At 34.2% G+C, this 18918-nt stretch carries 24 protein-coding genes; 4 read left to right on the forward strand and 20 right to left on the reverse strand.

The window, feature by feature from the left end:
• The first annotated feature begins 86 nt into the window (after nucleotides 1–86).
• A complete protein-coding gene (locus ACRASX_RS01155; RefSeq protein WP_066310035.1) occupies nucleotides 87–506 on the forward strand; it encodes a nucleoside-diphosphate kinase in 420 nt (139 codons plus the stop codon).
• Nucleotides 507–634: 128 nt separating this feature from the next.
• Here ACRASX_RS01155 and ACRASX_RS01160 read toward each other — a convergent pair whose 3' ends face one another.
• The 19 genes from ACRASX_RS01160 to ACRASX_RS01250 all read right to left on the reverse strand — a co-directional run bounded on the left by ACRASX_RS01160 (nucleotide 635) and on the right by ACRASX_RS01250 (nucleotide 15965).
• Nucleotides 635–931: a DUF721 domain-containing protein gene (locus tag ACRASX_RS01160; RefSeq protein WP_066310037.1), complete on the reverse strand. Its 297-nt coding sequence runs from the start codon at nucleotides 929–931 to the stop codon at nucleotides 635–637.
• Nucleotides 912–1358, reverse strand: a complete 447-nt coding sequence (locus ACRASX_RS01165) for a hypothetical protein (protein ID WP_066311101.1) — start codon at nucleotides 1356–1358, stop codon at nucleotides 912–914. The genes ACRASX_RS01160 and ACRASX_RS01165 overlap by 20 nt, the downstream gene beginning before the upstream one ends.
• 185 nt (nucleotides 1359–1543) lie before the next feature.
• Nucleotides 1544–1888 carry a hypothetical protein gene (locus ACRASX_RS01170; protein ID WP_432222153.1) on the reverse strand — a complete coding sequence of 115 codons (345 nt, stop codon included), beginning with the start codon at nucleotides 1886–1888 and terminating at the stop codon, nucleotides 1544–1546.
• A 12-nt stretch (nucleotides 1889–1900) separates the two neighbouring features.
• Entirely contained in the window at nucleotides 1901–2302 is a 402-nt protein-coding gene (locus tag ACRASX_RS01175) for a GreA/GreB family elongation factor (RefSeq protein ID WP_066311103.1), read from the reverse strand.
• Between the two features lie 102 nt (nucleotides 2303–2404).
• The gene (locus ACRASX_RS01180; RefSeq protein WP_432222154.1) at nucleotides 2405–3685 is read right to left on the reverse strand and encodes a Glu/Leu/Phe/Val family dehydrogenase; all 1281 of its coding nucleotides are present in this window, start codon (nucleotides 3683–3685) and stop codon (nucleotides 2405–2407) included.
• 5 nt (nucleotides 3686–3690) lie between these two features.
• Nucleotides 3691–3897: a hypothetical protein gene (locus ACRASX_RS01185; protein ID WP_066310043.1), complete on the reverse strand. Its 207-nt coding sequence runs from the start codon at nucleotides 3895–3897 to the stop codon at nucleotides 3691–3693.
• 205 nt (nucleotides 3898–4102) lie between these two features.
• The gene (locus ACRASX_RS01190) at nucleotides 4103–5431 is read right to left on the reverse strand and encodes a sigma-54-dependent transcriptional regulator (RefSeq protein WP_432222155.1); all 1329 of its coding nucleotides are present in this window, start codon (nucleotides 5429–5431) and stop codon (nucleotides 4103–4105) included.
• Nucleotides 5428–6528: a sensor histidine kinase gene (locus tag ACRASX_RS01195; RefSeq protein WP_066310046.1), complete on the reverse strand. Its 1101-nt coding sequence runs from the start codon at nucleotides 6526–6528 to the stop codon at nucleotides 5428–5430. The genes ACRASX_RS01190 and ACRASX_RS01195 overlap by 4 nt, the downstream gene beginning before the upstream one ends.
• 256 nt (nucleotides 6529–6784) lie before the next feature.
• Nucleotides 6785–7741, reverse strand: a complete 957-nt coding sequence (gene ftsY, locus ACRASX_RS01200; RefSeq protein WP_432222156.1) for a signal recognition particle-docking protein FtsY — start codon at nucleotides 7739–7741, stop codon at nucleotides 6785–6787.
• A gap of 126 nt (nucleotides 7742–7867) precedes the next feature.
• On the reverse strand, nucleotides 7868–8020 hold the full coding sequence (locus tag ACRASX_RS01205; RefSeq protein WP_066310049.1) for a DUF4295 domain-containing protein: 153 nt from the start codon (nucleotides 8018–8020) through the stop codon (nucleotides 7868–7870).
• A gap of 6 nt (nucleotides 8021–8026) precedes the next feature.
• Complete coding sequence (rpmG, locus tag ACRASX_RS01210; protein WP_016988713.1) at nucleotides 8027–8209, reverse strand: 50S ribosomal protein L33; 183 nt, start codon at nucleotides 8207–8209, stop codon at nucleotides 8027–8029.
• 27 nt (nucleotides 8210–8236) lie between these two features.
• Nucleotides 8237–8473, reverse strand: coding sequence for a 50S ribosomal protein L28 (rpmB, locus tag ACRASX_RS01215; RefSeq protein ID WP_007805815.1), 237 nt, complete (start codon nucleotides 8471–8473; stop codon nucleotides 8237–8239).
• Nucleotides 8474–8544: 71 nt separating this feature from the next.
• Nucleotides 8545–9798 (reverse strand): CinA family nicotinamide mononucleotide deamidase-related protein, encoded by a 1254-nt coding sequence (locus ACRASX_RS01220; RefSeq protein ID WP_432223104.1) that lies wholly within the window; start codon nucleotides 9796–9798, stop codon nucleotides 8545–8547.
• A 151-nt stretch (nucleotides 9799–9949) separates the two neighbouring features.
• Nucleotides 9950–10297 carry an Hpt domain-containing protein gene (locus tag ACRASX_RS01225; protein WP_066310052.1) on the reverse strand — a complete coding sequence of 116 codons (348 nt, stop codon included), beginning with the start codon at nucleotides 10295–10297 and terminating at the stop codon, nucleotides 9950–9952.
• Nucleotides 10297–10908, reverse strand: coding sequence for a fumarylacetoacetate hydrolase family protein (locus ACRASX_RS01230; protein WP_066311106.1), 612 nt, complete (start codon nucleotides 10906–10908; stop codon nucleotides 10297–10299). The genes ACRASX_RS01225 and ACRASX_RS01230 overlap by 1 nt, the downstream gene beginning before the upstream one ends.
• 92 nt (nucleotides 10909–11000) lie before the next feature.
• Complete coding sequence (locus ACRASX_RS01235; RefSeq protein ID WP_066310053.1) at nucleotides 11001–11771, reverse strand: 3'-5' exonuclease; 771 nt, start codon at nucleotides 11769–11771, stop codon at nucleotides 11001–11003.
• Nucleotides 11772–12203: 432 nt separating this feature from the next.
• Nucleotides 12204–13508, reverse strand: coding sequence for a dihydrolipoamide acetyltransferase family protein (locus ACRASX_RS01240; RefSeq protein ID WP_432222157.1), 1305 nt, complete (start codon nucleotides 13506–13508; stop codon nucleotides 12204–12206).
• Between the two features lie 70 nt (nucleotides 13509–13578).
• Complete coding sequence (locus ACRASX_RS01245; protein WP_432222158.1) at nucleotides 13579–14754, reverse strand: glycosyltransferase family 2 protein; 1176 nt, start codon at nucleotides 14752–14754, stop codon at nucleotides 13579–13581.
• A 23-nt stretch (nucleotides 14755–14777) separates the two neighbouring features.
• A complete protein-coding gene (locus ACRASX_RS01250) occupies nucleotides 14778–15965 on the reverse strand; it encodes a hypothetical protein (RefSeq protein WP_231739634.1) in 1188 nt (395 codons plus the stop codon).
• A 180-nt stretch (nucleotides 15966–16145) separates the two neighbouring features.
• Between ACRASX_RS01250 and ACRASX_RS01255 the strand changes: the two genes are divergently transcribed.
• Nucleotides 16146–16733 (forward strand): hypothetical protein, encoded by a 588-nt coding sequence (locus ACRASX_RS01255; protein WP_432222159.1) that lies wholly within the window; start codon nucleotides 16146–16148, stop codon nucleotides 16731–16733.
• A 4-nt stretch (nucleotides 16734–16737) separates the two neighbouring features.
• Nucleotides 16738–17127 (forward strand): hypothetical protein, encoded by a 390-nt coding sequence (locus ACRASX_RS01260; RefSeq protein ID WP_432222160.1) that lies wholly within the window; start codon nucleotides 16738–16740, stop codon nucleotides 17125–17127.
• Between the two features lie 230 nt (nucleotides 17128–17357).
• On the opposite strand, the gene ACRASX_RS01265 is transcribed toward ACRASX_RS01260, so the two are convergent.
• A complete protein-coding gene (locus tag ACRASX_RS01265; protein WP_432222161.1) occupies nucleotides 17358–18548 on the reverse strand; it encodes a DUF5009 domain-containing protein in 1191 nt (396 codons plus the stop codon).
• 127 nt (nucleotides 18549–18675) lie between these two features.
• Between ACRASX_RS01265 and ACRASX_RS01270 the strand changes: the two genes are divergently transcribed.
• Nucleotides 18676–18900 carry a hypothetical protein gene (locus ACRASX_RS01270; protein ID WP_432222162.1) on the forward strand — a complete coding sequence of 75 codons (225 nt, stop codon included), beginning with the start codon at nucleotides 18676–18678 and terminating at the stop codon, nucleotides 18898–18900.
• Nucleotides 18901–18918 lie beyond the last annotated feature (18 nt).

The raw sequence follows: 18918 nt of genomic DNA on the forward strand, positions 1-18918 counted from the left end.
CATTCCGTTAACCGTATTTTATGATTTTATTAAAATAAATTACCAAAAAAAGACTATTTTTGCACAAAATTTAAAAATCAAATACAATGGCAACTAATAGAACGTTCACAATGATTAAGCCTGATGCAGTTCAAAACGGACACATCGGAAATATTTTAGCAATGATTACAAACGGAGGTTTCAAAATCATTTCTTTAAAATTAACACAATTAACTGTAGCAGATGCAAAAGCTTTTTATGCAGTACACGCAGAAAGACCTTTTTACGGAGAATTGGTTGAATTCATGTCTCGCGGGCCAATTGTTGCTGCTATTTTAGAAAAAGAAAATGCTGTTGAAGATTTCAGAACTTTAATTGGTGCTACAAATCCAGCTGATGCTGCTGAAGGAACTATCCGTAAAGCGTATGCAACTTCTATCGGAGAAAATGCCGTTCACGGTTCAGATAGCGATGAAAATGCTGCAATCGAAGGTGCTTTCCATTTTGCAGGAAGAGAGCAATTCTAGTGTACAGAAATAAGTTTTAAATGTATTGCGATACAAACTAAAATTATACAAAATAAAAAAATGCCGTTTCCAATTGGAAACAGCATTTTTTATAAATATTAAATCGTTAAAATAAGAATTAGAAAATCCTATCTTAATACAACATCTTTAATCACTTCTCTACCTAAATCTTCGTTAATCATCGTAACAATTTTAGATTTACCGTAACTCAATTCTTCACGTAAGACTGCAGACGTCAACTCCACGTATAAGGTTTGCCCTTTCAAAACCACATTTCTAGTATAACTGTTCACACCATTGCCCATTAACTGCCTCCAAGCTTCCTTTACGTCTATTTGGTCCATTCCGGGCTGCAATTTGTTCACTTGAATAATTCGATTCAACACATCGCCAATCGTACTCTGATTATTTATTCTTTTTGCCATCGTGTACTAAGTCAATTTTATCGGTTTTCTTGTAATGGTATTCTTTGTCCTCCTTATTTTTCAAGACCAACTTCGTGTCATTGACTTGTACCAACTCCTCACTCCATTTGGCATAAAAAGTACTATAATCCAAATATACCTTTCCGTCTTTAAACCGAACTTTCACATTTTCAAAAGTATCATTCGTCAAAAAAGTTCCATCCAATTGTGGCATCACTTTCTTTCGAATTCCAACTCCAGCAGTATCAATCCTAAAATAATCAAAGGTCTCGTTTATGGTATATTCTTTATCTTCGCCACCGTCAAAAACCACTTTTTCAATTTCCCAATACCCATTAAGTTTCTGGATATCCGCTTTCTGAATTGATTGACTACAACTCATCAAAACAACCAAAAATACTAGTAAAATAAGCACTCTTTTAATCATAATTCTATTTTTAAGGAGCATTTTCCTGCTGTGCACTGTATCTTTTATGCCGAACAACGGCACAAAAGGATGCCGCTCCCATCAGGGCTAGGCATTCAGATTACATTAGAAATTCTAACGTTCAAATACAAAGTTAACGTTATAAATTCCAAATTAAAAACAAAAAAATTCTTAAAAATCCATTCTTATAAGAGTTGATCCGTAAAAGCCTTTTTCAGCTCGTTGTACCGCTCAAAATGAGTTTTTATCTCTTCTTCAAAAGTACTTTCGTAATTAGTAAAGTACGTATCGCATTGCACATCGTCACATTCCAGACCTTTCTCCATAAAAATAGGATAGCGAATCAATTCTTCCAAAACTAAATCGCTACTGACCAAAAAGTCATTGCATTTTTCTGCAATGACTTGATACGATTCATTTTTCTTTTCAGTATTCAAATCTATTTTATCAAACAAGTCTCGCTGGTGTTTAATGTCCTCTTGCATGAATACAACGGTATCTTTCCAAAGTTTTTTATTCTCTGTTTCCATTCTATCCTACTCTTAGTTTACAACTACCAGCTGCTCAACCTTTAAAATAGTAATTGTTCCTGTTCCAATTGGAAATTCCCAATCAATAACATCACCTTCCGCATATCCAAATAATGCTAAGCCCATTGGAGTCAAAATAGAAATTTTATTTTGTGCCAAATTACTTTTCTCTGGAGCAACCAATTGAAATGTTTTATCAGTTTTAAACGACGTTGTAAAATGCACTGTTGAATTCAAACGAATTACATCTACTGGCATTTTATCCATATCTACGATACTGGCAGTTTTAAGCTCTTCATTTAATTTATCTAATGATTTTTTTAACGAGCCATCGTGATTGTTTTTTAACATAGAAAGATTACGCATTAATAAATCGTGATCCTTTTTTTCGACAAATAATTTTTTATACTTCATGTCCATTTTTTTTATAGTTCATTTTTATTCATAAGTAAAAACCTTTATAATAATTTTGTAATTATTATAAAGGTTTTCAAGAATTAGAAACAATGTGGTTCTTTATGGAAATATACCTCTTTGTTTGTAAGCTGTTTCGATTCTTGTAATTGCTATTATATATGCGGCCGTTCTCCAATCTATTTGTTTCTCGGCAACCATGCTAGCAACGCTTTTATATACTTGGGTCAATTTCTTCTCCAGTTTATCCATTACCTCTTCTAGAAACCATAATTCACCATTTCGGTTTTGCAACCATTCAAAATAGCTTCCTATTACACCACCTGAATTACATAAAATATCGGGAATAATCGTAATTCCTTTTTCTAAAATGATTTTCTCTCCTTCTACATCTATCGGTCCGTTTGCACCTTCAGCAATTAAGCGAGCTTTAACATTTCCTGCGTTAGCCGCTGTAATTTGGTTACCTAAGGCAGCCGGAATGATAATATCACATTCGATTCCGAAAAAATCTTTTGGATTCATCTCTACTGCACCTTCAAATCCTTCAACCGAATCAATACGGTTTTTAGAGTGCTCAAAAAGTGCTTCTGAATCAATTCCTGTTTCATTGAAGATCGTTGCATGCGCATCTTGAACGGCAATTAACTTCGCTCCATCGTTTGTTAAGAAATGGGAAACCCAATATCCTACGTTTCCGTATCCTTGTACAATAAACGTCTTATCTTTTAAACTTTCTCCTTTTCCTTCAAAGAATAATTTAATTGTTAAATATACACCATATCCTGTAGATCTGTTTCTTCCTTCTAAACCTCCTGATCCTACTGGCTTACCGGTAACAACGTGTTGGTTTTTTGAACGCTCTGAACTTGATTTAGTAGACATATATGTATCTGCAATCCAAGCCATTGTTTGCGCATTCGTATTAACGTCTGGTGCAGGTATATCATGTTCTGGTCCGATATTCTCTCCTAACGCATACGTAAATCTTCTTGTAATACGCTCCAATTCACCAATCGAATACTGTCTTGGATCAATTTGAATACCTCCTTTTGCTCCTCCGTAAGGCAAACCTGCCAACGAAGTTTTCCAAGTCATCCACATTGCTAATGCTTTAGCATCTTCTACATCGACAGTTGGGTGGTAACGCAACCCGCCTTTATATGGTCCTAATGCATTATTGTGTTGAACCCGGTATCCCGTAAAAATCTCAACTTCTCCGTTGTCTTTCTTTACTGGAAAATGAATAATTATTTCATTATTCGCAACAGATAGAATTTTTCGAATATTGGGGTTTAATTCGATCAAATCAGCAGTTTTATTGAACTGTCCAATAACAGTATCAAACATGCTTTTCTTCTTAACTTCTTTAGTAATGCTCATATTTTTTATTGGTAATGTTCACAGAATAGGGTCTCTTGGTCTTGCCAAACACAATTTGATCTTCGGTTACAGTTCATGCAAAGTCCTGCATCTGTAACTACTTCTTTCTTTGCAGCATAAGCCTCAAAATTCCACTTGATTGCACTCAATAGCAACGCTTCTTCTTTGTACAAAGAAGAGCCTTTACTTTTTTTCTCTTTTATTGCTTCCATTTAGCTTAGTTTTAAAACTACCATACGAATGTAGACCTCTACCTTTAAAGCAAACTGTATGCCAATCACAAATTTCAATCGATTGAAATTACTAATAACATATAGAACAACTTGTTAACTTTTACGAAAAACAGACAAAAAGAGAATGAACCGAGTAAAAACTCCTCGCAAGGGTAAAAACACCCCAAATTGAATTAGAAGCGCATTACAGCAACTTTTGACGCAGTGTCTTACGGTCAATCTGGAGAATTTCAGCTGCTTTAGTTTTGTTATTATCCACTTGCTGCAAAACTTTCAAAATATAGTCTTTCTCAATAGTCTTTAAAGGCAATAATTCATCATGCTGCAGCGGTTTAGGATAGCGCAAGTATTCAGGAATAGTGACGATATCGATTGTTTCTTCGCACATAATTAGCATGCGTTGCACCACATTTTCTAATTCTCTAACATTACCCGGCCAAGAATGGCGTTTTAAAATCTCAAAAACCTGATCTGTAATTGTGACAGTATGTTTGTCGTACTCAACACTATATTTTTTCATAAAAGTCAGTACTAATGGCACAATGTCTTCTTTACGTTCTCGTAGTGGTGGTGTTTCAATATTAACTACATTCAGACGGTAAAACAAATCCTCTCTAAAGGAGCCATTTTGCACCATTTTTTGCAAGTCATTATTTGTTGCCGCTATCACACGTAGCGCTAATTTTTGTGGCTTTTGCGAACCAATCATAGTTACTTCTTTCTCTTGTAAAACACGAAGCAATCGAGTTTGAACACTATGCGATGCCGTACCAATTTCATCTAAAAAAATAGTTCCACCATCTGCTGCTTGAAAAAAACCACCTCTCGTTTCTAAAGCACCTGTAAACGCGCCTTTGGTATAACCAAACAATTCTGACTCTAACAAATTTTCTGGAATTGCACCACAATTTACAGCAATAAACGGATTAGCTGCATATGCGCCTTTGTAATGAATTGCACGAGCCACTAATTCTTTTCCAGTACCACTTTCTCCTTCTATTAAAACGGTAGCCCGGTTATTTTTTACCCGCTCAATTAAATCTACTAAGTAGGTAATTTGCGCCGACTGTCCTACGATGCCCGCATAATTTGCAGCACTACTAGAATCATTTTGCGCAGTTTCTAATTTTTTGTTTTTATGTAAATTAGAAATTAAGTTCTGAACTGCTTTTTTTAATTCGTCGTTCGTAAACGGCTTAACTAAGTAATCTACAGCACCGGCTTTTACAGCATCCAGTGCAGAATCTACTGAAGGAAAACCCGTAATAACCAATTTCTGAATATCTGGAAAATGCTCTTCTACATATTTAATCAATTCCATGCCATTAATTCCGGGCATTTGCAAATCGGTAATTAATAAATCTATTGTACTATTTTTAAGTATATCAATAGCTTCCGACACAGAAGATGCGCGGTACGTATGAAAATTTTGCGCCTTTAAACTGCGTTGCAACAGTTCGAGCATATCAAAATTATCATCTACAATTAATATATTTTCTTTCTTTAATTTCATACAGAAACTTTTAGCGGCAATCGAATTAAAAAAACCGTTCCTCTGGGTTGATTGTCAAAGGTACTAATATCTCCTTGGTGACTTTTTATGATTCCATGCACCACACTCAAACCCAATCCTGAACCTTCACCAATTGGCTTTGTAGTAAAAAAGGGCTCAAATATTTTTGATTTAATAGCTTCGGCAATTCCCGAACCTTCATCACTTATTTCAATAAAAAAATTACACTCATCATCGTAAACTTTTACTTCAATAACTGAATTTTCAGGTGCTACGTAAATTGAATTGATTAAGATATTAAACAACACCTGCGTAAACTGAATCTCATCCACTTGCGCTTCGAGGTTTTGATTGTCAAAAATTAATTTACAATCTACTTTATGTTTTTTAAAATTAAGACCTAATAGCGAGAGCGCTTGAGTAACTACGGGTTTTATTTTTACAAATAATCGATTTTGCGGCATTTCACAAGAGAAAAACATCAATTTCTTAACTACTTCACGCGAATAAACAGCCGATTTAATAATCTTTGCGCTGTCTAATTTAGATTGCGATTCTTTGGTAGAATCCTGAATAAATTCGGCAAAGCCTAATATATTTCCCAAGGGAGTATTAAGTTCATGGGCGATACCAGCAGTAATCTCACCCAGAATTGAAAGTCTGTCAATTCGTTGCGCACTGCTTTTTAGTAATTCTTCCTTTACCTTATTGAGGTGTTTTTCATAAAAAGAACCAATATCTTGCGCAATTTTAAAAAGCAAGATTTGCTCCTCTTCTAAAAAAGAATCTAACGAATATTGTAAAGCGGGGTAATGCATTTTAACTGAACCAATTTCAAAGGAATTGACAGTAATATTTGCTTCTTGAAAAATAGTTTCTGCTGATAAGGAACCAACAAAAATATGCTCGTCGTTTGTTTGCAATTCAACTATTACATCTTCTTCAAATCGCCACGTTTTTTTTAAAACTGCACAAATTGATTCTAATGTCTCATGAATATTGTTCTTGTGTAAAAGTATAATTTCAGAAACCTCGTACAAACAGGTCAATTCCTTGGTACGTTCTCTTAGCTTTTCTTCTACAGATAATGTGGCCATTGTTTTGCAATTTTAGATATTTAAAAAAACGATTTACACAGGTAAAAATCAATAAATAATAATCGATTTTTTATCGTTTCAGTTTTCGCAAAAGTCCGATCAAAAACAAAACGAGTCCAACACCAAGTAAAATATAATAAAAAGAAAGACTTTTATCTTTACTAACATTGGCAGTGACAAAACAAATAATACTTGCGAAATAAAAAACTAACGGAGGTATGTTCTTGAAAGAAGAAAAAGGCATAATGGGAAACTATTATTTAAAAAAACTATCTACAAACTCGTGTTTATTAAAAACCTGTAAATCTTCTATTCCCTCACCAACACCAATGTATTTTACAGGAATTTTGAATTGATCCGAAATACCAATTACCACTCCACCTTTTGCAGTTCCATCTAATTTAGTTACCGCTAATGAAGTCACATCTGTAGCAGCAGTAAACTGCTTCGCTTGCTCAAAGGCGTTTTGGCCAGTTGAACCATCCAAAACTAATAAAACATCATGAGGTGAGTCGATAACCACTTTTTGCATTACTCGTTTTACTTTGGTCAATTCATTCATTAAATTAATTTTGTTATGCAGACGACCGGCTGTATCTATAATAACTATGTCCGCATTTTGCGCTACTGCCGATTGCAAGGTATCAAACGCGACAGAAGCAGGATCACTCCCCATATCTTGTCTTACAATTGGAACTCCCACACGATCTGCCCAAATTTGTAGTTGATCTATAGCTGCCGCACGGAAAGTATCGGCTGCACCTAAAACAACGCTATGGCCCGCTTTTTTAAACTGATAAGCTAATTTACCAATCGTAGTTGTTTTACCCACTCCATTTACACCTACCACCATTAAAACATAAGGCTTGTTTTGCACGTTGGGAATGACAAATTCAGTGGCATTACCAGAATTGGTTTCCGACAACAAACCTGCAATTTCTTCTCTTAAAATTTGATTCAGCTCTTCTGTACCAACATATTTATCTTCTGCCACGCGTTTTTCAATGCGCTCAATTACTTTAAGTGTAGTATTGACCCCTACATCCGAAGCTACTAGTATTTCTTCTAAATTATCCAGAACCTCATCGTCTACTTTAGACTTTCCTGCAACTGCTTTGGTAAGTTTATTAAGAAACGTAGCCTTTGATTTTTCAAGACCCTTATCCAAAGTCTCCTTTTTTTCAGATGAAAATAATTTTTTAAAAAAACTCATAGTATGGTTCGTATTAATAATGAAGGAAATAACAAAAAGTACTGCTATTTAGTTTCCGACAGTAAATATAAAAATAAAAAAGCTACTTCCGAATGAAAGTAGCTTATCTATATAATGTAATTGTAATTATTTCTTTTTCAAGAATTCATCAACTGCTTCAGGAGCCATAATAGATTCTACGAATGTATATGCCCCAGTTTTAGGAGATTTCACCATTTTGATGGCTTTAGATAATCTCTTAGATGCTGTTTGTAACGATGCTACTGTTTTCTTTGCCATGACGTATTATTTTATTTCTTTATGAACAGTTACACGTTTCAAGACTGGATTAAATTTCTTAATCTCTAATCTGTCTGGAGTGTTTTTTTTGTTCTTAGTTGTTATATATCTTGAAGTTCCTGCAACACCCGAAGTCTTGTGCTCAGTACATTCTAAAATTACCTGGATTCTATTACCTTTCTTTGCCATCTTGCTATATATTTATTTGGAAAAAGATTATTTAATAAATCCTTCTGACTGTGCTTTTTTCAAAACAGCAGAGATTCCATTTTTATTAATTGTTTTTATCGTAGATGCTGCTACTCTAAGAGTAATCCATCTATCTTCTTCTGGAAGATAAAAACGCTTCTTAACTAAGTTTACAGAAAATTTTCTCTTAGTTTTGTTCATAGCGTGAGAAACGTTATTTCCTACCATCGCTCTTTTACCTGTAAGGTCACAAACTCTTGACATTATACTTATCTTTTATCGTTATTCAAAATCAGGGTGCAAAGAAAAGAAAAATAAACGATGTAGCAAAAAAATTAGCACACATTTTTTAAAATTTCTTTCTGTAACATTTCTAAACTCTTGACTACCGCTCTATCAGTCACTTTTTCACGCGGTTGACCAAAATTAAATTCTTCTACAATTACTGCGTTTGGTGTCGCAATTGCGATAAAAATAGTTCCGATTTCTGCAGCAGCATCTCCTTTTGACGGTCCTGCATTTCCTGTCGTTGCAATGGCATAATCAGCATTAAAAAGCGCTTTTACCTTTATTGCCATTTCTGAAGCAACAGCAGCACTTACAACAGAATGTTCTGCAATCAATTTTTCAGAAACATCTAGAACATCAATTTTTGTTTGCGTTGCATAACAAACTAAGCCACCTTTAAAACACAACGAAGCGCCTGGAACCGCAGTAATTGTTGCAGCAATTCTACCTCCTGTACAACTTTCGGCAATTGTTATCGTTTTATTTTGTTCTTTCAACATCTTTAAGACCACCACTTCTAATGTTTCGTCTTCATCAAACCCAACAATAATATCATGAATGATAGCATCCAAACTTTTAATTTGTGTGGCCAATTCATTTTCTAACATTTCTTTATCAGTGCCACGCGCAGACAATCGCAAACGAACGCGTCCTGGACTTGGCAAATAGGCCAATTTGATAAATTCTGGTAAACTATCCTCCCATTCCTCAATTCGCTCTGCAACCAGACTTTCGCCTTGTCCATAAGTCAAAACCGTTTGATGTAAAATATAAGGGCGTTTATATTCTTTTATTACTTTTGGAATGATTTGATGTTCTACTAAATGTTTCATCTCGTAGGGCACTCCAGGCAACGAAATAAACACAGTATTTTCCTTTTTCATCCACATTCCAGGCGCAGTACCCACTTGATTAAAAAGAACCGTGCATTTTGAAGGGACCAAAGCTTGATCTTTATTAATTTGCGTAATTGGTCGTTTAAAATAACCCTCAATTAATTCGGTCACATGCGCTAAAACTAGTTCATCGACAACCAACTCATCATCAAAATAATCGCAAAAGGTTTTTTTAGTAACATCGTCTTTGGTTGGCCCTAAACCGCCCGTTACAATCACCAAATCCACTCTATTTTGCAACTGTCCAAAAGTATCTAGAATGTGTTTTTTATCGTCACTGATCGAAAGCATTTCATGAACTTCCACTCCAATTTTATCTAGAGATTTGGCTATAAAACCAGAATTGGTATCTACAATTTGTCCAATTAAAATTTCATCTCCAATTGTAATAATCGCTGCCTTCATATATTTAATACTTTTGTTTTTATACAAAATTACAATTAGTTTATTCTTTACGGCACTTGTTTCTACTAAATAATAAAGCATTCTCTATAAATTAAAAATAATTTACAAAGAATGCTTTTACAAAATTTAAATTAGTAATCTAAAAACTACTTTAATCTAAATCAAAATCTTTTTTAATTTCTTTTATAGCGTCTTTTACTTGTGTTTTTACACTCTTAAAAGTCTCTATAATATCTTTCTTTTTTCCTTCCGATTTTGTCCAAGCTTCCACTTGCAAAATTTCTTCAAATGCTACATTTAAACCCATTAAATCCAAAGTAGGTTTGATTTTGTGGGCGTACGCGTAAGCATGTTTGTAATCTTTCTTTTTAATTCCTTCTTTAACTTGTTTTAAGTCCTCTGGAACTTCGGTAACAAATAAGCTTAAAATCTGTTTTACAAATTCTGGATCGTTATCTGAAAGTGCGTACACTTTGGAAAGGTTGTATTTTAAAGCCATTATTTTACTTGAATTCGAAATAATTTATGTCCATCTAAAAATCCTTCTAAAACATCATTGGGTTTTACCGCAGCAACACCTTCTGGCGTCCCTGTAAAAATGATATCGCCAATTTTAAGCGTAAAATATTGAGAAACGTACGAAATCAATTCGTCTACCTTCCACAACATCAAATCGGTATTGCCTTTTTGAACCGTTTTAGAATTATTAGTCAATTCAAATGTAATATTTTCTAGTGAACTAAATTGTGACTTAGGTAAAAAATCACCGAGCACTGCCGAGCCATCAAAGGCTTTTGCTTTCTCCCACGGCAATCCTTTTTCTTTTAATTTAGATTGTAAATCCCTGGCTGTAAAGTCAATACCCACACTAATTTCATCATAATACTTATGCGCAAATTTTGGCTCAATGTACTTTCCTACCTTATTAATTTTAACAATTAACTCGATTTCGTGATGAATATCGTCAGAAAATTCGGGAATCACAAACGGATGCTGCTTTAACAAAACGGCAGAATCAGGCTTCATAAAAATCACAGGTTCTGTCGGGCGTTCATTTTTGAGCTCCGCAATGTGATTTGCGTAGTTGCGACCAATACAAATAATTTTCATTTCTTTTAAAGTTGCTGAGTTACCAAGCACTTAAGCTACTAAGACAAAAAGTAAAAAAACTTAAAGACTTAGCAGCTTAGCGTCTTAAAAACTTATTTCGTATTTAATTTTCTGAGCTTAATGGCCGTTAACACTTTCTTGGTATACAGCGGAAAATCAGCATTTTGAATCCAACTGAAATATCCTGGCTCTGATTCTAAAATAGCATCTACTTTTTTACCTTTGTGCTTACCGAAAGTAAAGATTTCCTGATCGTCTTTATCAAAAGCAATCATTCCAGCAAAATCGGCTATTTTCTTTCGCGTAGTAAATTCAGAAAGCGATTTCATATCATTTTCCAACTCGGGATAACGATCCAACTGCGCTTTTAAAATTTCGTAGGTTGCCATAGTATCTGCTTCCGCAGAATGTGCATTTTCTAAACTTTGACCGCAGTAAAACTTATAAGCCGCACTTAAGGTTCTCTCTTCCATTTTATGAAAAACAGTTTGCACGTCTACCGAAACTTTATTTTTCATGTCAAAATCAACTCCTGCACGCAATAATTCTTCTGCCAATAACGGAATGTCAAATCGATCAGAATTAAAACCAGCCAAATCACTGTCTTTGATCATATTGTAGACTTGCGGAGCCAATTCTATAAAAGTGGGTTCATTGGCAATTTTTTCATTTGTTATCCCATGAACTGCCGTTGTTTGTGCGGGAATTGGAATAGTCGGATTAACCAACCACGTTTTACTTTCTTTATTTCCGTTTGGAAAAACTTTAAATATTGAAATTTCCACTATTCTATCTTTTCCGATATCAATTCCTGTAGTTTCTAGATCGAAAAAGCAAATTGGTTTGCTGAGTTTGAGTTCCATTTACAAATTTTATTAAGAATACAAATGTAATTTTTAAAGCCGAAAAAACACAATTGAAATGTTATAAACCACTTAATTTAACTTGTAGAAGAAAATAAATTTTTAATTCAACTATTTAACTGTGCCAGTCGATAGTTCAAAGAAAGTTTTGTAAGCTTTAGTGCTTAAAAAAGCTAGTTAATTTTATGTATGAGCTATTGTTATTAAAATTCTAATTCCGAAAAACAGTACTATAAACAAATTATATTGTCATTCCGACGAAAGAGAATTCCTAACCATCAAATCGGAAATGCAAAAAATGTCAAAAACTGAAATTAGTACTCTAATTGCTTTAAAAGCTATGCAATTGCGTTATTTTACTTTTTACAAAAAATGGAAAATCCGAATTGTTTTTTAAAACAATTCGGATTTTCTATAGTACTTCTACATCTATTAAAAATCGCTATTCGGATCAAAGGCTTCCAAATATTCGGCTACACGTTTTACAAAACTGCCACCTAATGCTCCATCTACGACACGATGATCGTAACTGTGTGTTAAGAACATTTTTTGACGAATTCCGATAAAATCTCCGTCCGGAGTTTCAATCACTGCAGGAACTTTACGAATCGCACCTAAAGCTAGAATTCCCACTTGTGGTTGATTGATAATTGGAGTACCAAATACACTACCGAAAGAACCAATATTTGTTACAGTATAGGTACCACCTTGCGTGTCATCTGGCTTTAATTTTCCTGCTTTCGCACGATTACCAAGATCATTTACTGCTTTTGCCATTCCAACCAAATTGAGTTGATCTGCGTTTTTAATAACAGGAACAATTAAATTACCGTTGGGAAGGGCCGCTGCCATTCCAATATTTATATTTTTCTTTTTGATAATATAATCCCCATCTACCGAAATATTCATACCGGGGTAATCTTTCAGTGCTTTCGCCACAGCTTCCATAAAAATTGGCGTGTAGGTCAATTTCTCATTTTCACGTTTCTCAAAAGGCCCTTTAACTTTTTCTCTCCATTTTACAATGTTCGTCACATCTACTTCAATGAACGACTGCACATGTGCAGAAGTTTGCAAAGAAGCTGTCATATAACCAGAAATTAACTTGCGCATGCGATCCATCTCTACTACCTCATCACCACCGTTTACCGATGTTGGAATTGCTTTTGCAACAGGGGACTGCACTGGCGTAACTGGTTTCGCTGCAGGAATAGTAGTTTTTATGGACTTTTTATTTTCAACATATTTTAAAATATCGTCTTTAGTTACTCGACAATCTTTTCCTGTTCCTTGAATATTCTCTAATTCAGTCACAGTAATTCCTTCTTCTTTGGCAATATTTTTTACTAAAGGTGAAAAGAATTTATCTGATCCAGACACATCCAATGGTGCAGCAATACTATCTTGTACTTTAGCGACGTTTTCTTCTAATTCTGCTACTTCAGCTGGTTCATTTTTGATCTTTGTTTCCACTTTTACAACAACGCCATCTTCTCCATCCGTTTCAATAATAGCAATAGTCTGTCCTACTTGAATTAAATCATCTTTACCAAACAACTGCTCCACCAAAACTCCCGAAACATCACTCGGAACTTCACTATCTACTTTATCGGTAGCAATTTCTAGAACGACCTCATCTATTTCGATTCTGTCACCGACTGCTTTTAACCAATTGGTTATTGTCGCTTCGGCCACACTTTCTCCCATTGATGGAAGTTTTAATTCATACTTTGCCATATTATTAACTTAAGAGATCATTTTGGATTTAATATTGCGAAATTACTCAAAATTTTAAATATAAATTATACTAAATATAATTATTTTGAAATTTTACCACTTCTCCTCGACCAGAATTCGAATTGCTTCCTATTAAAAATTTGCTGCTTTTTGGTAAAATTTTGAAGGTATATTGTTTATTGTGCATCGATTCTATGATATTGATACATTTTTTAAAACTTAAGTAGTGATTATCTAATAGAAACTCTACTCTTTTCCCTCTAAATTTTAGCTGCAAATTTACCCCTTTTTCCTTTTTTAACTCACAAATCAGTACTTTATTTTGAAAAACAAGTTCTAACTGTCCCGATAAATTTTGGTTATTGGAGTACAAAACATACTTATCAGGAAATTTCGACGGTTGCATGTTTATATTCAATCTCTTAAAAAGTGCAAAAAACAAAATTCCCACTTGCACTAAAATTGTAAATAAAAACGGAACTTTAAAATGCTTTTTGTAAAAGTAGGTCATTGCCTCTTGAAAACGCAACATATAATTCGCGTCTTTTGTGGTGCTTTCCCCTTTATAATGAAGTACTGATGTGTCTGCAAAATAATAATTTGACTTCCCTAAAAGTAACGATCGGTATGACAAATCAATATCGTCAGCATACATGAAACAGTTCTCATCAAAACCTTGTAGTTCACTATAAAGTTCTCGTTGTAAAACCATAAAAGCACCGACTAAAATAGCTACTTCACCTGACTGTTCTTTAGATAAATGTTGCGCGTAATATTGATTGAATGCCTTTGAATTCGGGAACAATTTGTACAAAGCTGACATTTTAGTAAATGCCACCCAAGGGGTTGGAATGCCCCGTTTACTTTCAGGTAAAAAAGCACCTGTTCCATCTATTAGTTTGCATCCAACAATACCTAGATTTTGTTTTTCTTCGGCGAAAGCCAACACTTTTAAAAAAGTATCTTCGGAAACGACCGTGTCTGGATTTAAAATACAAATATATTTTCCTTGTGCTGCAGAAACACCTATATTATTCCCTTTTGGAAAACCGTAATTTTCGGTATTTTGAATGAGTTTTATATGAGGAAATCGTTGTTGCATCATCACACAACTTCCGTCTGAAGAATTGTTATCAACTACAATTATCTCTCCATCAATATTTTCGAGTGCTTTTTGAACACTACAAATACATTGTTCCAGAAAATATCGAACATTATAATTGAGAATAACAACTGATAATTGCATGTATAAATTCTAAAAGTCGAAAGTTAGAAATTTTCGGACAGACCCAAACGAAATGAGTAATCATTTTTACTTATTCCGAAATCTAAGCCCACATTTGTATTGCTTCGTTTGTTCCATTTGATTCTCAATCCTGTTCCAACTCCCGGATTCCACTGTGAAAAATAGTAGGTGTTCAATTTTGAGACCGATGATACATTGGCAAAAAATACAGCTCCTAAAAAGCCATTTCTCGAAATATCTGTACGGTATTCTCCCTCAAAATACAATAACGAATTACTTCTAAAACGGTTTCGAGTAAAGCCTCGACCCGTTCGTCCATCTCGGTCCCATCCAATGCTTGGCAAATCTAAATAATGTGGATTTCCTGCAAATGTCGCCCAATAGAAAGCACGATATGCCAGTACTTTGTGACTTCTTTCACTAAACGAATGGTATTTTCGAGCGTCGAGATAAACAGATTGCCAGCCTTTTTTATCCACTCCTCCGTTGGTATTTACGCGATAATCTATTTCTAAATAATGACCCTGAGTCGGATTAATCGAACTTTGGCGCGTATCTGATAAAATCTGTGCGGCTAAACCTAAAGAATTTACATCATCGTAATTTCCATTCATATAAATATCATAATCAGTTGGTGATTCAATTTCAGACTCTTCAGAAATATTTTGATAATTATCGATTAAAATACCGCCTCCCAAACGAAAACTTTTATAGATCTTTTTGGTAGCAAATTGGTAAAAACGCCATTGTTTGTAATTTAGCGTTGACATTTCTTTGTCGGAAGTGTGAGTTCCTAAACCGTAAGTGGGTTGTGGATATATCAAAAAACGATAATCTCCAATGAAGCTGTACTTATTTTCTTTGGTATAAATATACGATCGAATAGGAAAAACGTATTGATTAGAAAAACTAAAATAAGGCGCAAAAGTGACTTGCGACATTTTTGTTTTCTCATGGTCTTCGCCCAGATAAAACGAAGTCATTAAAGAAACTACTAAACCTGTATTGGCAGTTGCATCTACTGGAACTGGCAAAAATGAATAGGCAACTTTTTTATTATTTAATTTAGTGGTGTCTTGTTTGTGAAAAAGCTCTCGTAAAATATCCGTTATATCACGGCTATTTACCACCAAAGAATCAATCTTTTGAGCTTGTGCAAAGGCAGTTGCAAAAAAAAGTACTATCGAAATTTTTGAAATAGATTGTTTCATTTTCTTGTCTGTATTTTGTAGCAGTTACAAAAATAGAAGTATTATTTGATGTTAATTAGTACTAAAAAATTAAAATGTTATATAATTCAAATCACAATTCGTATCATTTATTTTACTGAAAGATTATTTCCCAGAGAAGCATTATATTTGATTTTAATTTATTAGCGTTTACAATTTATTATGAAATCTAAACCGTACCATTATCTAGCCCTTATTATGCTGTTGTTTTACGGATGCGGTGCCAAACAAACTGCTAGCACAACTAAACCAATTGACTTAGTTATTCAGAATAGCTGGTTTGTCGCTGGACCAACACTAGAAAATCAAGAAAACATAAATCTGATACGCGTAAAAAAAAAAGTTATTAACGTTATTGCCAATAGTAATCCTATAGGAGAAATTGAGTTGAATGTGATGGTTACTCCTTCGTCTTCTAATGATGGAAAACCAACTAATTTGCCAGATAGTTCAAATTACTTAAGCATTACCTATCAATCTTCACAAGAAATAAAATTACAGGCTCGCGAAGGAAATACTGAAGGAACGGGTTGCGTTCATGGTGGTTCTCATCCAAGAGTGAATTTGCCTGCTTCATCAAAATCTTTTTCGACTATACAAATTAAGTGGTCTGATTTTAAACAAGATGAGCTACCAAATGGCAAGCGCTTGGACATTCATAATATTTGTAAACTCAACTTTGTTAATTATCACCCGATTGCTGGAGCAACACTTCAAATAAGATCAATAACCATTGAAAACTTTAACTAAAAATATGAAAATTAAAAACTCTTTATTGCTCCTCTTTGCTCTTTTAAGTATTCAAATAGGCTTTGCTCAGCACAAAATTTCGATTGATGGTGTTTGGAAAGATGATAATGCTGCTGTTAGTAATGCGGTAGCTATTTTTTCTGAACAGGACAACAATCAAGTTGTCTTTGCTCATTATTTGGAGTGGAACGATCAAAAATTTATCGAAAACGGAATCGGTATTAGAGATGGAAACACCATTACGTACACTGTAAAAGTCACCACACCAATTGAAGGCTGGGCAACAGAAGGTATTCATACTTTGGTTATTTCTTCAGATGGTAAACGTTTAGAAGGAACATATTCTGACAATAAAAATAGAAGTGGCGCAATTACTTTTATTAAAGTGAACTAAACGAAGATATATTCAAAGTCCAAAATCTAATATCACAAATTGAATTTTATAAAATCATAGTGCTCTAAAAATAAAATGCCACAGATTACGTTGATTTTCTCTAATCGAAATCACTATAATCTATGGCAAAATAAAATTTTAAAAAGAAAGTATTCACTCACTTAACACCAATTGCTCAATTGAATCTGTAAGCGCTAGGTGTAAATTTCAGCGCTATCGCAATTTTTTTTTTATAAATGCAATTGCATTTTGTAGCGGTTAAAAACTTTCATAACCAGCAACATAATGGCAGAGAATACTAATGCCCATATTATTCCGGGAGTTCCTTCCGTCATGTAGTCAGGCAAAATATGAATTCCGAATGTGAGATTAAAATAATAAATAATTCCAGGTAAAATATAAATCAACAAAGGATTTGCTGCTGCGGGCATGAAAAAGGCACTCCATTTTGTTTCCTTCTTAATTTCCATTATCCAATACAACACATAGAAAAGTGTGGTGCAAATGGCCGCACAGTACAAAATCCACGACGGTGTTCCTTTAATTTTAGAAATTCCGTAATACGGTCTCAGGATAAAACCGAGCACTAAAAAGAAGACGATAAAGCCAATAACTGGCCAATTTAATTTGGTCGTAATTTTTTCTTCAAAAAACAATAGGGAGATAATAGCTCCAGATAGCACTAAACTCGCTAAACCTAAATTTCCTGACACAAATCTAAAAATGGCATTTTCATTTATCGCTAATCCTGCGGTGGAACTGATTACGGTTGCAACAATACACAACATGAGTAAAGCAATTAGCACTTTCAAATCTCCATTTACTATCCAGTACAAAACCACGCTAAACAAATACGCCCAACCAATAAGTCCTAGAATTCCCCACCACTTTGGGGTCATTCCCACTACTCCTGTATCCTGAACATATAAAAAGTACAAAGCAATTAAGATAGCTATTGCTCCATATTGCAAACAATATTTTGCCCAGAGTGGAACAGTTTTCGGATACTTATTCCAAAGAGGAATGGGCATTGAATACGCTAATAATCCCCAGAAAGCGGGCGTAATTAACATTTTTGAAGCATCATAACCATATTCGGAGTTGACCATATAAAGTCCCATAACTATAAGTGCTAGAGAACGCTTTAAGGTGTGTTTCCAAATGACGGTCGGCGAATCCTTTTTAAGTAATCTTGCATTAAACGCAAACGGAATCGACATTCCTACAATAAATAAAAAGGCAGGAAAAACAACATCTACAAAAGTCATCGCATCCGCATCGGCTGGCATGTGCTTCATCCATTGGGGCACATTTTTAATACTAGCCAACTCGTTCACGAAAATCATAATAAAAATAGTGATTCCGCGAAACGCATCTATAGAAATAATACGCTGATTGTAGAGATTTTCTTTAATTTTCATAATTTCAAAATAGGTTTTTTTGGTAAAGTTATATTTACAAATATAGAGAGTTGCGCTTAAAGAAGGGTCGAAAGTGGCAGTTTGTCTAAGAATCTTTTATATTTGATGTATAAAATTATCCACTCCCATGTCAAAATCATTTTTTGTTTTTGTACTTCTACTTTCAGTAAGCAGCTATGGGCAAGCTAAGATTCAGCGATTTACGAAAAAAATAAAACCAATCTTTACCTCCGTACTCTCCGATTCTATTCAAGAAACTTCGGGTTTAATTGCTTTTGATAAATTGCTATGGACGCACAATGATGATCGTGACACTACTCTTTACGGATTGGACACTTTAGGCAATATTTAAAAAAAAATCGTTTTGCCT

It is taken from the genome of Flavobacterium sp. TMP13 (genome assembly GCF_050847115.1).
In the GTDB taxonomy this organism is placed as follows: Bacteria; Bacteroidota; Bacteroidia; order Flavobacteriales; family Flavobacteriaceae; genus Flavobacterium.